12 protein-coding genes are annotated in these 12,779 nt (G+C 72.7%); 6 read left to right on the top strand and 6 right to left on the bottom strand.

Annotated features, from left to right (window positions below):
* Positions 1-83 precede the first annotated feature (83 nt).
* The 3 genes from TR42_RS12355 to TR42_RS12345 all read left to right on the top strand — a co-directional run bounded on the left by TR42_RS12355 (position 84) and on the right by TR42_RS12345 (position 3,442).
* Positions 84-1,652 carry an L-lactate permease gene (locus TR42_RS12355; protein WP_042216350.1) on the top strand — a complete coding sequence of 523 codons (1,569 nt, stop codon included), beginning with the start codon at positions 84-86 and terminating at the stop codon, positions 1,650-1,652.
* Between the two features lie 291 nt (positions 1,653-1,943).
* Positions 1,944-2,582, top strand: coding sequence for a hypothetical protein (locus TR42_RS12350; protein WP_042216349.1), 639 nt, complete (start codon positions 1,944-1,946; stop codon positions 2,580-2,582).
* Positions 2,583-2,791: 209 nt separating this feature from the next.
* On the top strand, positions 2,792-3,442 hold the full coding sequence (locus TR42_RS12345) for a hypothetical protein (RefSeq protein ID WP_042216347.1): 651 nt from the start codon (positions 2,792-2,794) through the stop codon (positions 3,440-3,442).
* A 73-nt stretch (positions 3,443-3,515) separates the two neighbouring features.
* Here the strand turns inward: TR42_RS12345 and TR42_RS12340 are convergent, their stop codons facing one another.
* Complete coding sequence (locus TR42_RS12340; RefSeq protein ID WP_042216345.1) at positions 3,516-4,559, bottom strand: aspartate-semialdehyde dehydrogenase; 1,044 nt, start codon at positions 4,557-4,559, stop codon at positions 3,516-3,518.
* Positions 4,556-5,827 (bottom strand): aspartate kinase, encoded by a 1,272-nt coding sequence (locus TR42_RS12335; RefSeq protein ID WP_074789171.1) that lies wholly within the window; start codon positions 5,825-5,827, stop codon positions 4,556-4,558. Before TR42_RS12335 ends, TR42_RS12340 begins: the two co-directional genes overlap by 4 nt.
* Before the next feature lie 161 nt (positions 5,828-5,988).
* Here TR42_RS12335 and TR42_RS12330 point away from each other — a divergent pair, with 161 nt between their 5' ends.
* On the top strand, positions 5,989-7,512 hold the full coding sequence (locus TR42_RS12330) for a carboxylesterase/lipase family protein (protein ID WP_042216343.1): 1,524 nt from the start codon (positions 5,989-5,991) through the stop codon (positions 7,510-7,512).
* Here TR42_RS12330 and TR42_RS12325 read toward each other — a convergent pair.
* Together TR42_RS12325 and TR42_RS12320 are read right to left on the bottom strand one after the other, a co-directional pair.
* Positions 7,443-8,540: an NAD-dependent epimerase/dehydratase family protein gene (locus TR42_RS12325; protein ID WP_042216341.1), complete on the bottom strand. Its 1,098-nt coding sequence runs from the start codon at positions 8,538-8,540 to the stop codon at positions 7,443-7,445. The two genes, TR42_RS12330 and TR42_RS12325, sit on opposite strands and share 70 nt — an antisense overlap.
* Positions 8,541-8,583: 43 nt before the next feature.
* Entirely contained in the window at positions 8,584-9,159 is a 576-nt protein-coding gene (locus tag TR42_RS12320) for a TetR/AcrR family transcriptional regulator (protein ID WP_042216339.1), read from the bottom strand.
* Positions 9,160-9,402: 243 nt separating this feature from the next.
* Between TR42_RS12320 and TR42_RS12315 the strand changes: the two genes are divergently transcribed.
* Positions 9,403-10,341 (top strand): ABC transporter ATP-binding protein, encoded by a 939-nt coding sequence (locus TR42_RS12315; RefSeq protein ID WP_042216337.1) that lies wholly within the window; start codon positions 9,403-9,405, stop codon positions 10,339-10,341.
* Positions 10,338-11,642, top strand: a complete 1,305-nt coding sequence (locus TR42_RS12310) for an ABC transporter permease (protein WP_042216334.1) — start codon at positions 10,338-10,340, stop codon at positions 11,640-11,642. The genes TR42_RS12315 and TR42_RS12310 overlap by 4 nt, the downstream gene beginning before the upstream one ends.
* 136 nt (positions 11,643-11,778) lie before the next feature.
* On the opposite strand, the gene recR is transcribed toward TR42_RS12310, so the two are convergent.
* Entirely contained in the window at positions 11,779-12,375 is a 597-nt protein-coding gene (recR, locus tag TR42_RS12305; RefSeq protein WP_042216331.1) for a recombination mediator RecR, read from the bottom strand.
* A 133-nt stretch (positions 12,376-12,508) separates the two neighbouring features.
* On the bottom strand, positions 12,509-12,779 hold a 271-nt coding region (locus tag TR42_RS15365), incomplete at its 5' end, for a hypothetical protein (RefSeq protein WP_042216329.1).

Here is a 12,779-nt window from a genome sequence, read left to right as displayed (position 1 = left end):
CCCCGGCGGTGCCCGCGCCGCGCCCGGCGGAGCGACTCGCGCTAGCGTGAACCAGGGATGTCACCGCTCCGGGGAGGACCGTGATGGACACGCTGCTGGCCGCGCTGCCGATCGTCGTGGTGCTGGTGCTCATGATCGGCCTCAAGTGGTCGGCGATCTGGGCGGGGGTGACCGCGGCGGCCGTCGCCGTGGTGATCGCTCTCGCCACCTTCGACTTCGGCACCGGCGAGGCCTTCGGGCGCTTCGAGGGCGTCACCGGCGTGGTGGCGAGCGCCGCGTGGACCGCGCTCACCGTGATGCTCATCATCGGCCCGGCGCTGGGGATCCATCACCTGCAGCAGCGCACCGGCGCGACCGCGGCGATCGAGGCGGGCCTCGCGCGCATCACGCCCGACCCGCGCGTCGCGGCGCTGCTCATCGCGTGGTTCTTCACGCTGCTGATCGAGGGCGCCGCCGGCTTCGGCACGCCGGTCGCGCTGTCCGCGCCGTTCCTGGTGGCGGCGGGCTTCAAGCCGGTCACCGCGGTCGTGGCGGCGATGGCGGGAAACGTCGCCGCGGTGCCGTTCGGCGCCGTCGGCACCCCGACCCTCGCACAGGCGCAGATCGTCGACTTCGAGGCGGTCGACCTGTCATGGGCGGTCTCGCCGTACATGGTGGTCTCGGGTGCGGTGCTCGCCTTCGTGGTGGCGAGGCTGGTCGGGACGCTCATCCCGACCTCCGGCCCTCCGTGGAAGTGGATGGCTGTCGCGTACGTCGCCTTCTTCGCGCCGTACCTGCTCATCGCGCGCTTCGTCGGGCCGGAGCTGCCGTCGCTGCTCGGGTCCATCGTGGGCGCCGGAGCCTTCATCGCGATCGTGCGGGCGGTGGTGATGCGGCGTGCCCGTGCGCACGCGCTGCTGAACGCCTCCGAGGAGGCCGCCGAGCGCGAGGTCGAGCATGCCGCCGACGAGGTCGAGCGCACCGAGGCGCACCACATGGGGCTGCTCGCCGCCACCGCGCCCTACGCGATCCTGGTCGCCCTGGTCCTGCTCACCCGGCTGGTGCCGCCCGTCAAGGAGGCGTCGCAGTCCTGGAACATCACCTGGAGCCTGTTCGACGGGAGCTTCGGCGACGGCATCCAGCCGCTCTACCACCCGGGCCCGCTGCTGCTCGTATCCTTCCTGGGCGGTGCGCTCTGGCAGCGGGCGTCCCGCGCCGAGGTGGGCGGCGCGTTCTCGATCGCCACGCGGCAGGTGATCCCGGTCTTCGCGGCGCTCGTCGCGATGGTGACGGTCGCCTACACGATGTCCGACTCCGGCATGACGACCCAGCTCGCGGTCGCCGCCGCCGGCACCGGCGTGGTGTGGCCGGTGCTGTCGCCGTTCGTCGGCGCGCTCGGCACCTTCATGACCGGCTCCGCGACCTCGTCCAACATCCTCTTCACGGACTTCCAGGACCTCACCGCCACCGAGGCGGGCCTCGAGCCGCTGCCGCTCATCGGCGCGCAGGGCGCGGGCGCCGCGATCGGCAACATGATCTGCCCGCACAACATCATCGCGGCGGCCGCGACCGTGGGGCTCGCGGGCCGTGAGGGCGAGCTGCTCAAGGGCACGCTGCCGCCCGCGATGATCACGCTGGTCATCACCGGCGGGATGGCGCTGCTGCTGGCGTAGGCGACGGCGCTCGGGCGACCCGGCGCATCGTCCCCGTGACCGTGCTCCACACATCCCCCACCGTGTGAACGTCACCTCGATGCAGCTCGCGGCATCCGCGTCGCGGAACCCGACGCGAGTTGGAGAATCCGTGTGGAGGGCGGTCGCGGAAGGCGGCGGCGGCACAACCTCGCCGCGCGCGGGCCTGTTCTCAGGGCACGGCCTCCCGGGTGACCGCGCTGAACGCGATCCGCGGGCGTCGCCACAGGGGGAGGCATCCGCCGGTACCTCGAGGGGTCGGGGGAGAGGATCATGACCCGCATCACCAAGGCGCGTGCGGCGTTGGCCGCGACGAGCGCGCTCGCTCTCGCAGCGGCGCTCGCGGCGCCGGCCAGCGCCGACTCGGATCGACGCGCCTACACGACCGACTACCCGGTCGAGCTCTTCTACGACAACCAGGTCACGGGAGGAGTCGAGGACTACGTGGCGTTCGTCGGATGGACGGCGGCGGACTTCTGCGAGTATCCGGACAACGACAGCCCGGTGGCCTCCATGCGCGTGAAGCCCACGGGTGAGTCGGGCGACCGCTACGCGCTCACCACGCGGGTCCATGCGGAGGTCTACGAGTACACCGGCGGCGGGGTCTTCGACTTCCAGGAGGAGTTCTGCGAGACCGGGCTGCCCGAGCCGTACGCCACCGGCACGGGTGTGCTCCGCGTGCGCGGCACCTCGGCGTACGAGCCGGGCTTCACGGTCGGGCCCGAGGACTGGTTCATCGACGCCTTCGACGCTCCGCCGCCGGGACAGGTCGACAGGTCCGAGCGGAACTGGTTCCGCGGGTCCCTCAGGGCGGCGGACGGCACGCGGGTCCAGGTCGCGACGTATGCGGAGGTGCCCACCTTCTACGGCATGCCCGCCGAGGTCTCCATCGACGTCTGGGGCGGCAGGTAGGCCGACGCCCGCGGCATCGTCCCCGCGTCCTGGCGGGACATGGAGGCCGGATCCTGCGCTCATGTCCCGCTGGGACGCGGCACAACCTTTCGCGCCGCCCGCCCGTACTCAGGGCGAGGTCCCCTACGGTGGCCGCGCTTGCTGCGACTCGTGGGCCCGTCCGCAGGGGAGGGCGCCCGCCGGCGCACCGGGGACCGGGGGAGAGGATCATGACAGGATCCACGCTCAAGGCCGCCCTGCTCGCCGCCGCCGCGGCGATGGGGCTCGCCGTGGCCATGGCCGCGCCCGCGTCGGCCCGCACCGACGTCGACAGGTACGAGTTCCCGATCGGGCGCTTCTACGACAACCTCATCGCGCCGACCGCAGGGATCACGCCGTTCGAGCAGGAGCTGGTCGCGGTGGTGGGGATGAGCGCGTCGCAGTACTGCGCGGGCGAGTCGCCCGAGCTCTCGGACGAGCTGGACCGGATCAGCGCGGACGGCGCCCTGGTCCACGAGCGGTTCGTCACGCAGCGCGCGACCATGGAGGTCTACGACGGCGGCGGGCTCGGCATCCTCGACTACCTCGACACGGTCCACTGTCCGGCGCTCGCGGCTGGTGTCGCGCCGGACCCCGTGGGCGTCGGCACGGCGAACCTCAAGGACAAGGCGACCGTCGACTTCAGCGCCTTCCCGGTGGTCACCATCGAGGCCGTCAACGGCGCCAACGGAACGGTGGTGACCCCGACCGGGGAGCGTCTGGCGGTCGCCACGCACTCCGAGGTCGAGGTCTACATCGAGCTCGACCCCGCCACGGGTGAACCCGTCGTGGTCGAGGAGGTCCCGCTCGCGATGTCGGTGAGCGTGCTCAACCGCCGCTGACCGTCGCCGCACGCGACGCGGCCCGGGTCCCCGTGAGGGAGACCCGGGCCGTGCCGGACGATGCGGCGGTCGCCTAGGCGGCGGCCTTGAGTCGCGCCGCGACCAGCTCCGCGATCTGCACCGCGTTGAGCGCCGCGCCCTTGCGCAGGTTGTCGCCCGAGACGAACAGCACGAGGCCGCGCGTGCCCTCGAGGGACATGTCCTGGCGGATGCGGCCCACGAGGGACACGTCGCCGCCGGCGGCCGCGAGCGGCGTCGGCACCTCCTCGACCTTCACGCCGGGGGCGGCGGACAGGATCTCGTAGGCGTCGGCGGGCGTGATGCCGCGCTCGAACTCGGCGTTGATCGACAGCGAGTGGCCGGTGAAGACCGGCACGCGCACGCAGGTGCCGGACACCATGAGCTCGGGCAGGCCCAGAATCTTGCGCGACTCGTTGCGGAGCTTCTGCTCCTCGTCGGTCTCGTTCGAGCCGTCGTCGACCACGGAGCCTGCCATCGGGAGGACGTTGAAGGCGATCGGGGCGACGTACTTCACCGGCGCGGGGAAGTCGACCGCGGAGCCGTCGTGCGCGAGGGCCTTGGCGTCCTCGAGGACCGCCGCGGCCTGCGAGTGCAGCTCCTCGACGCCCGCGAGGCCCGAGCCCGACACGGCCTGGTACGAGCACACGACCAGGCGCTCGAGGCCCGCAGCCTCGTGCAGCGGTTTGAGCACCGGCATCGCGGCCATCGTGGTGCAGTTGGGGTTGGCGACGATGCCCTTGGGGATGTCGTCGAGCGCCTCGGGGTTGACCTCCGAGACCACGAGCGGCACCTCGGGGTCCTTGCGCCACGCCGACGAGTTGTCGATCACGATCGCCCCGGCGGCCGCGAACTGGGGCGCGTACTCCTTCGAGGCAGCGCCGCCCGCGGAGAACAGCGCGATGTCGATGCCGGAGTAGTCGCCCGAGGCGACGTCCTCGACCACGACATCGCCGCCGAGGTGCGGCAGCACCTTGCCGGCCGAGCGCGCGGACGCGAAGAAGCGCACGGTCGCCTCGGGGAAGCGCTCCGCGACCAGCTCGCGCATGACGGCGCCCACCTGCCCGGTGGCGCCCACGACTGCAACGGTCAGAGTCATCGTCCGGTCCCTCCGTAGACCACGGCCTCGCCCTCGATCGAGTCGAGCTCGAACGCGGTGTGCACCGCGCGGACGGCCTTCTCCAGCTGCTCCGCGCGGGTGACGACGGAGATGCGGATGTCGGACGTGGTGATCATCTCGATGTTGACGCCCGCGTCGCGCAGGGCGGCGAAGAACTTGGCGGACACTCCCGAGGAGGAGCGCATGCCGGCGCCGATGAGCGAGATCTTGCCGATCGTGTCATCGGTGGTGAGCGCCTCGAAGCCGATGACGCCCGAGTCCGCCTCGATCGCCGCGATCGCGTCCGGGATCTGCGCCGACGGAAGCGTGAAGGAGATGTCCGTGACGCCCGTGTTCGTCGCGGAGACGTTCTGGACGATCATGTCGATGTTGACGTCGGCGCGCGCGACGGCCTCGAAGAGGCGCGCGGCGGAGCCGGGCACGTCGGGCACGCCCGTGACCGTGATCTTGGCCTCGGACTTGTCGTGCGCGACTCCCGCGATGATCGGGTCTTCCATCTCGTCTCCTTCTTCAGTCTCCCCCACGACCCACGTTCCCTCCAGGCCGGAGAACGACGAGCGCACATGGATGGGCACGGTGAACCGGCGCGCGTACTCGACGCAGCGCGGCATGAGGACCTTCGCGCCGGACGCGGCCATGTCGAGCATCTCCTCGTAGGTGATGCGGTCGAGCTTGCGGGCGGCGGGGACGATGCGCGGGTCGGCGGAGAACACGCCGTCCACGTCCGTGTAGATCTCGCATACGTCTGCGCCGAGCGCGGCGGCGAGCGCCACCGCGGTGGTGTCGGAGCCGCCGCGACCCAAGGTCGTGACGTCCTGCGTCTCCTGGTTGAGGCCTTGGAAGCCGGCGACGATCGCGACCTTGCCGTCGGCCAGGGCCTTCTGGAGGCGGCCGGGCGCGACGTCGATGATGCGCGCGCGGCCGTGGTGCTCGGTGGTGATGACGCCGGCCTGCGGGCCCGTGAAGGCCTGCGCGGGGATGCCCTCGGAGCCGATCGCCATGGCGAGCAGCGCCATCGAGATGCGCTCGCCGGCGGTGAGGAGGATGTCCATCTCGCGCGGGTCGGGGGAGTCGCTGACCTCCTGCGCGAGGTCGATGAGCTCGTCCGTGGTGTCGCCCATGGCGGAGACCGTGACGACGACGTCGTTGCCCTCCCGCACCGTGTCGGCGACGCGACGCGCGACGCGCTTGAGCGCCTCGGCGTCGGAGACCGACGATCCGCCGTACTTCTGCACCACAAGGGACATGCAAGACTCCAGGAGGAATGGGGGTCAGTATCCGCAGGGCGGACACGGTGTCTCATTCTAGGGGGAACCGCGCGGGTGCCGAGGTGCCGTGGTCCCGGGTGGCCGGAGGCACGCGCGGCTTGGCGCGCGGCCAGCGCATCGTTCCTCCTAGAGTGAGGCATATGAGCAGCCCTGCGCCTGTGGTGTGGACCTCGTCGGGCGCCGTCGCGGGAGCGTGGCGCGAGCACCGCTCCTCGGACGGCGACGTCAGCCGTGCGGCGATCTTCCTGGGGATCCCGTACGCGGAGCCCCCGGTCGGGCCCCGGCGCTTCCTCGCGCCGACGCCGCGTGCGCCCTGGGAGGGCGTCCGGCCTGCGCTGCTCCACGGCCCGACGCCGCAGCGACGCTCGCCCTACGGCCCGGACCCGTACGTCCCCGAGCCCTCGATCCCGGGGGACGACCTCCTCACTCTCGACGTCGGGACGCCGGACCCCTCCCCCGACGCGGGGCTGCCGGTGCTCGTCTACATCCACGGCGGCGGCTTCATCGGCGGCTCGCATGCGAGCCCGTGGTACGGCGGCCAGGCGTTCCACCGCGACGGGGTGGTGACGGTCGCGGCGACCTATCGCCTGGGCTTCGACGGTTTCGGCTGGATCGACGGCGCACCGCTCAACCGCGGCGTGCTCGACTGGATCGCGGCGCTCGACTGGGTGCAGCAGAACATCCGCGCTTTCGGCGGCGACCCCGCGCGCGTCACCATCGCGGGTCAGTCGGCCGGCGGTGCGGCGGTGATGCGGCTGCTCACCATGCCCGCGGCGCGCGGGCTGTTCTCGGGCGTGCTGGCGCTCTCGCCGGCGGACATGCCGGTGACGGTGGACGATGCGCGCCGCCTGACCGAGGAGGCCGCCGCGCGGCTCGGGGTCGCCCCGGACCTCGAGGGGCTGCGCTCGCTGACGGAGGCGCAGATCCTCGCCGAGCAGGAGCGCGCCGGTGAGGAGCCCGACGACCCGCTGCCGACGATGCTCGAGCGCTCGGGTCTGGTGCTCGGGCCGGTGATCGACGGCGAGCTGGTGCCGGGCACGGTCGCCGAGGGGATCGCCGCGGGCATCGGCGATGACGTCCCGCTGCTCATCGGCGCCACCGCGCATGAGTTCGACCTGGCGGTCGGCGACGCCGCGGCGCGGCTCGACGGCGTCTCTGCGGAGGCGGCGCTCGCGCGCATGCGCATCGAGGACGACCTCGCGACCGCGCTGATCACGCGCTCGCCTCGCCAGGACGCCTTCGGCGTCGTGGGTCACGCCGTCACCGACATCACGTTCCGGCGCTTCGTCGCGCTGTGGGCGGGCCAACGGGCCACGGCGGGCGGGTCGCCGCGCACCTGGGCGTACGACTTCCGGTGGACCGGCGGGGCGGACGGGCTCGCGGTGCACTGCCTCGACCTGCCCTTCGGCTTCGACATCCTGCGCGAGCCCACCGCGATGCGGCGCGCGGGCGCCGAGGCCCCGCAGGAGCTCGCCGACGCGGTGCACGGCGACTGGCTCGCCTTCATCCGCGACGGACGGGTCGTGGCCCCCGTGCACGCCGATGCGCGGTCGACCATCGTCTACGGCGAGCCCCTGCGCGAGATCCGTCCGGGCTACGCCGCGGAGGAGGCCTTCGCGCTCGGCACCGGCGCCGCGCCGGTGCCGGCTCCCGCGACGACCTGACCCGGCGCGGGCTGCGCGAGGCGCGGCCACGGGAAGCCCAGCGCCCTCCGCTCCTCGATGCCGGCGCGCGCGGCGTCCCGCCAGTCGACCTGGGGCTCGTAGCCGAGGAGCTCGCGCGCGCGGGTGCTCTCGACGTGCCAGTCGAGCCCGACGTGCACGAGCGGGCGGGTGAGGAAGGGCGCGGGGCCCGGCGACAGGCGCTCGAGGCGTTCCGCGAGGCCGGCGAAGCGGAAGGCCGCGTTGCGCGGTGCCGAGAAGCGCGGGCGCGGGGTGCCGGCGTGGGCGGCGATGAAGGAGAACACCTCCCGTGCTGTCGGCTGCTCCCCGCCGATGGCGATGATCGGGGTGAAGCCCTCGAGGTCCTCCGCCGTCGCGGCGAGCGCGAAGGCGCGCCCGAGGTCCTCGCCGGCGGTGAGCGGCAGGTGGGCGCGACCGCCGTCCACCCACGGCACCATGCCGGTCTTGAGGCGCGGGATCAGCGCGGGGACCAGCCCGGCCGCGAGCCCGGGCCCCACGAAGTGGCCGGCGCGCAGCGCGACGAAGGAGGTGCGCGGCTGGGCCGTGCCGAGCTCCGCCATCCGCCGCTCCACCTCGACCATGGCGGTGAGGTGCGGCCAGTACGCGCGGGGCACCGGGGCATCGTCATCGGACACGCGCCGATCTGAGCCGGCGGGCTCGCCGATCGCGACGGTCGAGATGCCGACGAAGCGGCTGACGCCGGCCTCGACCGCCCGGTCCATGAGGTCGAGCGCGGGTGCGAGGTAGAGCGTGCGCTCGGCCTCCGGGTGGCCCCACAGGCTCGACCAGGTGCCCGCGTGGATCACGGCGTCGACGTCGCGGACGACGGCGCGTCTGTAGGCGGGGTCGGCGAGGTCGCCGAGGCGCGTCGGGCCGGTGAACCAGGAGGGCAGGCGGGAGCCGTCGCGCGCGGCGGCGACGGTGGTGACGCCCGGGGCGTCGCGGAGGGCGGCCAGGATGTGGCCGCCGAGCCAGCCGGTCGCGCCGGTGACGAGGACGGTGGTGCTCATGTGCTTCTCCTGACGGGAGGAGGTGCAGGTGCCGGGGGACCGCCTACGCGGCCTGCGACTGGTGGATCCAGCGCGTGAGATGAGCGGCCTCGTTCACGAGGGCCTCGCGGTCGCCGAGCGCATTGGCGAGCGATGCGGCGCCCTGGAGCCCGGTGACCAGGTGAAGGGCGCGGGCCCGGGAGGCCTGCGGGGCGAACCCCATCGCCTCGAACTGCTCCGATGCCCATGCGATGGTGAGCTCGAGGATCGCGGCGGCGTCGTCCGCGAGGGGATGCGCCGACTTGCGCAGGTCCAGGCAGAGCGACCCGATCGGGCAGCCGTGCTGGGCGACGGCCTCCGCATCCCGGGCGTACATGTCGACGTAGGACGCGAGGCGCGTGCGCGGATCGGGCTCGGCGTCCCAGCCGGACATGAGGTCGCGGTAGCGGGTGAGCAGCGAGTCGACCACCGCCCGGCCCACGTCGTCCCGGGTCTTGAAGTAGTAGTAGACGCTGCCCTGAGGGACGTCCGCCTCCTCGGCGATCGCGCCGAGCGTGGTGCGGTCGAGCCCGTGGGTATAGGCGAGGGTGGCCGCAGCCGCGGTGAGCCGTGCGCGCTTGTCGCTTGCCGGTCGGGCCATCGTCCCCTCCTTCGAATGATAGTAAGCACGCTAACTAGGAATGAAGACGCGGTCAAGGGTGGGAGGGCGCTCGTGCGGGGGCAGGCGTGCGCAGGCCCGGGATTCGCGCCCGTCGGGTCGGGCGAGGCGGTGACCGCTGCCCCCAGAAATAGGGGGATGTCCCTCATAGCCGCGAGGCCGTGCGCGTGCCAAGGTGTGTCGAGGACGCGGCCGCTCGGCCGCGCCGGTTAGCAGGGGGAACACATGGTGGCGACATCCACGGCCGCGCTCGCGACCGCGGCGGTGAGCGCGCGGGGCGTCGCGCGGGCCTTCGGCTCGGTGCAGGCGGTGGCCGATGCGACGCTCGAGGTCCAGCCCGGCACCGTCACGGCGCTCATCGGGCCGAACGGCTGCGGCAAGACCACGCTCATGCTCATGCTCGCGGGACTGCTGCGGCCCGACGCGGGGGAGATCCGCGTCGCCGGGGCGGACCCGAGGCACGACGCGGCGGCGGTGCGGGATGCGATCGGGTGGATGCCCGATCAGCTGGGCTCGTGGGACAACCTCACCTGCCTCCAGACGCTCACCCTCGTCGGGCGCGCCTTCCGCCTCTCGCGGCACGAGGCGCGCGAGCGTGGCGCGGGGCTCCTCGAGATGGTCCACCTGAGCGAGTTCGCCGACAGGCCTACGCGGGTGCTCTCGCGCGGGCAGAAGCAGCGGCTGTCCATCGCGCGAGCGCTCATGAACGATCCGACCGTGCTGCTCATGGACGAGCCCGCCAACGGCCTCGACCCGCGCTCCCGCATCGAGCTGCGCACGCTGGTGCGCGAGCTCGCGGCGGAGGGCAAGGCGGTGCTGATCTCGAGCCACGTGCTCGCGGAGCTCGACGAGATGGTCGACGACGCCGTCTTCATGTCGAAGGGCCGCACCCTGGGCGACGAGATCGCGGACAAGGTCGCGGACGCCAAGCGCCGCTACCGCGTCGCGACGCTCGACGACGCGCTGCTGCGCGAGGTGCTCGCCGGGGGCCGGGTGCCGTTCGACGAGGAGCCGTCCGGCGTGATCATCCGGGTGGGCTCCGAGGCGGAGGCCGCCCAGGCGCTCGCCTGGCTGATGTCCAAGGGCGTGCCCGTCCACCGCTTCGGCCCGGCCGGCAGCGCGCTCGAACAGACCTACATGACCATGGAGGAGGAGCGGCGATGACGGTTCTCGACGACACCCCGGCCGCCGCCCCGGCGCCCGAGCCCGCACCCGCATCGTCCCGCGGGGAGGTCCGCGGGAATCCGTGGTTCCCGACCCTGCGGGGCACGCTGCTCGTGACGCAGATCGAGCTCATGCGTCGCCGCCCGACCGCCAAGGGCTGGATCTTCTACGGGCTCGTGCTCACGGCGATCATCGGGGTCGGCGTGCTGCTCATGGTCTTCGCGCCGGAGGAGAAGAACTCCATCCCGATGGAGCTCATCCTCGTGATGGTGCTCGGCACCGGCATGCTGATCGCGCCGTCGCTGTCCGCGACGTCGATCAACGGCGACTCGTCCGAGGGCGTGCTCGCTCCTCTGCAGATGACGCGGCTGCGCGCCGGCGACCTCGCGATGGGCAAGCTCCTCGCCTCGTGGTGCATCGCGCTGGTGGTGCTGCTCACCGCCACGCCGTTCCTGGTCTACGCCTTCTCGCGGTCGGGCTGGCACTGGGACGAGCTGCTCATCGTCCTCGGCGGGATCCTGCTCGTCGTGCTGACCTCGACGGCCATCGGTCTCGCGTGGTCGTCGATCGCGGCGCGTGCCGTCGCCTCGGTGTCGCTCGCGCACCTCACCACCGGCGCGCTGCTGCTCGGGACGCTGCTCGTCTTCCTCTTCACCCAGCCGCTCATCTCCGAGACCGTGACGAGCAGCAACCGGTACATCGATTGGGGGCTGCTGACCGACGAGCAGGCGCAGGCGCTCGACCAGGCCTACATGACCGGCGACTTCACCGCGCTCGACCTCGAGTCCCTCACCTGCATCGACAACACGTACGAGTACGGCATCGCGCACACCGAGCGGACCGCCTGGCTGCTGCTCGCCAACCCCGTGGTGATGATCGGTGAGATGTCGCCGATCATCCTGCCGAGCGAGGAGAACTGGGGCGACGGCGGGACCGTCGCCGAGGAGCCCGTCGAACCGGCCGAGGACGACGGTCGTGCCGAGCCCGGCATGTTCGCGACGATGCACGCCGGCGTGAGCGACGCCCGCATCGGCCCGTCGGAGGCGGAGCTCACCGGAGACTCGTACGACGAGTGTGCCGACCTGGCCGTCATGGCCGCGGGCGAGGACCCGTACGCGGGCGTCGACGATCAGTGGCAGTCCGACTGGGAGGCCGAGCGGCAGGAGAACGCCGCGTACGACCGTGCCCCGTGGATCGGGCTGGGCGTCCAGGCGGTGCTGCTTCTCGGCTCGCTGTGGATCGTCATCGCGCGCCTGCGGGTGCCGTACAAGAAGCTCCGCCAGGGCACGCGAGTGGCCTGACCCTCCCCTCCCTTGGACAGTCCCAACGGAGTTCAGATCGACGCGCGGGTGCGCCGACCCGATTCGGGCCCGGACGCCCGCGTGTCGCCGCGGATTCCGTCGGGACTGTCGGGAGGGGCGGGACGGGCGGGGCGCGTCAGCTGACGGTGCGGCGGCCCTCGAAGGCGCGGCCGAGGGTGACCTCGTCGGCGTACTCGAGGTCGCCGCCGACGGGCAGGCCGGAGGCGAGGCGGGACACCGTCACGCCCATGGGGACCAGCATGCGGGTGAGGTACGTCGCCGTCGCCTCTCCCTCGATGTTCGGGTCCGTCGCGATGATGACCTCCTGGACCTTGCCGTCGCCGAGGCGCGTGAGCAGCTCGCGGATGCGGAGGTCGTCAGGGCCGACGCCGTTCATCGGATCGATCGCGCCGCCGAGCACGTGGTAGCGGCCGCGGAACTCGCGCGTGCGCTCGATGACGACCACGTCCTTGGGCTCCTCGACCACGCAGAGCAGGTCCTCGGCGCGACGCGGGTCGGCGCAGATGCGGCACTGCTCGGACTCCGCGACGTTGCCGCACGTGGAGCAGAAGCGGACCTTCTCCTTCACCGTGGTGATCGCGTCCGCGAGGCGGCGGACGTCGACCGGGTCGGTGCTGAGGATATGGAAGGCGATGCGCTGCGCGCTCTTGGGGCCGATGCCCGGGAGATGACCGAGCTCGTCGATGAGGTCCTGAACCGCGCCGTCGTACATGGGGACAAGCGTAGAGGGGCGATGCGACCGTCAGTTCCCCACAGCGCGCACGGGTGGGCGGAAAGCGACCGTGAGCGCCCCATTCGGGGGGAGGGAGCGGCGGCCGGGAAGGTGGGCGGCCGGGGAGCGCAGGTCAGTCCTCGATGACGACCCCGCCGAGCTCCTTCGCGAGGATCTCGGCCGCGCTCAGCCCGGCGTCCTCGGCGCGGGCGTCGTCCTCGGAGATCTCCTCGTGGTCGTACGGAGGCTCGTCGTCCGGCGGCGGCACGTCCCACGGCGGCGGGGCGTCCGAGGAGGGCGCGGGTGCCGGTGCGGCTGCGGCGGGTGGCTGCGGCGCGGACGGAGCGCTCGCGGAGGAGGGCGGCGGAGAGGCGGGACGCTGCGGGGCGGGGGCCGCCGCGGCC

The sequence above is a fragment of the Demequina mangrovi genome (assembly GCF_000759715.1).
GTDB classification, from domain to species: Bacteria; Actinomycetota; Actinomycetes; order Actinomycetales; family Demequinaceae; genus Demequina; species Demequina mangrovi.
The sequence above is the reverse complement of the archived record's forward strand: the minus strand, read 5'-3'. Positions and strand labels throughout refer to the sequence as shown.

Bases quoted from the DNA above. Each gene is read 5' to 3' on its own strand.
- TR42_RS12350 (WP_042216349.1), top strand. From the start codon at position 1,944: ATGACCCGCATCACCAAGGCGCGTGCGGCGTTGGCCGCGACGAGCGCG.
- TR42_RS12315 (WP_042216337.1), top strand. From the start codon at position 9,403: ATGGTGGCGACATCCACGGCCGCGCTCGCGACCGCGGCGGTGAGCGCG.
- TR42_RS12345 (WP_042216347.1), top strand. From the start codon at position 2,792: ATGACAGGATCCACGCTCAAGGCCGCCCTGCTCGCCGCCGCCGCGGCG.
- TR42_RS12320 (WP_042216339.1), bottom strand. From the start codon at position 9,159: ATGGCCCGACCGGCAAGCGACAAGCGCGCACGGCTCACCGCGGCTGCG.
- TR42_RS12330 (WP_042216343.1), top strand. From the start codon at position 5,989: ATGAGCAGCCCTGCGCCTGTGGTGTGGACCTCGTCGGGCGCCGTCGCG.
- TR42_RS12355 (WP_042216350.1), top strand. From the start codon at position 84: ATGGACACGCTGCTGGCCGCGCTGCCGATCGTCGTGGTGCTGGTGCTC.
- TR42_RS12340 (WP_042216345.1), bottom strand. From the start codon at position 4,559: ATGACTCTGACCGTTGCAGTCGTGGGCGCCACCGGGCAGGTGGGCGCC.
- TR42_RS12335 (WP_074789171.1), bottom strand. From the start codon at position 5,827: ATGTCCCTTGTGGTGCAGAAGTACGGCGGATCGTCGGTCTCCGACGCC.
- TR42_RS12310 (WP_042216334.1), top strand. From the start codon at position 10,338: ATGACGGTTCTCGACGACACCCCGGCCGCCGCCCCGGCGCCCGAGCCC.
- recR (WP_042216331.1), bottom strand. From the start codon at position 12,375: ATGTACGACGGCGCGGTTCAGGACCTCATCGACGAGCTCGGTCATCTC.
- TR42_RS12325 (WP_042216341.1), bottom strand. From the start codon at position 8,540: ATGAGCACCACCGTCCTCGTCACCGGCGCGACCGGCTGGCTCGGCGGC.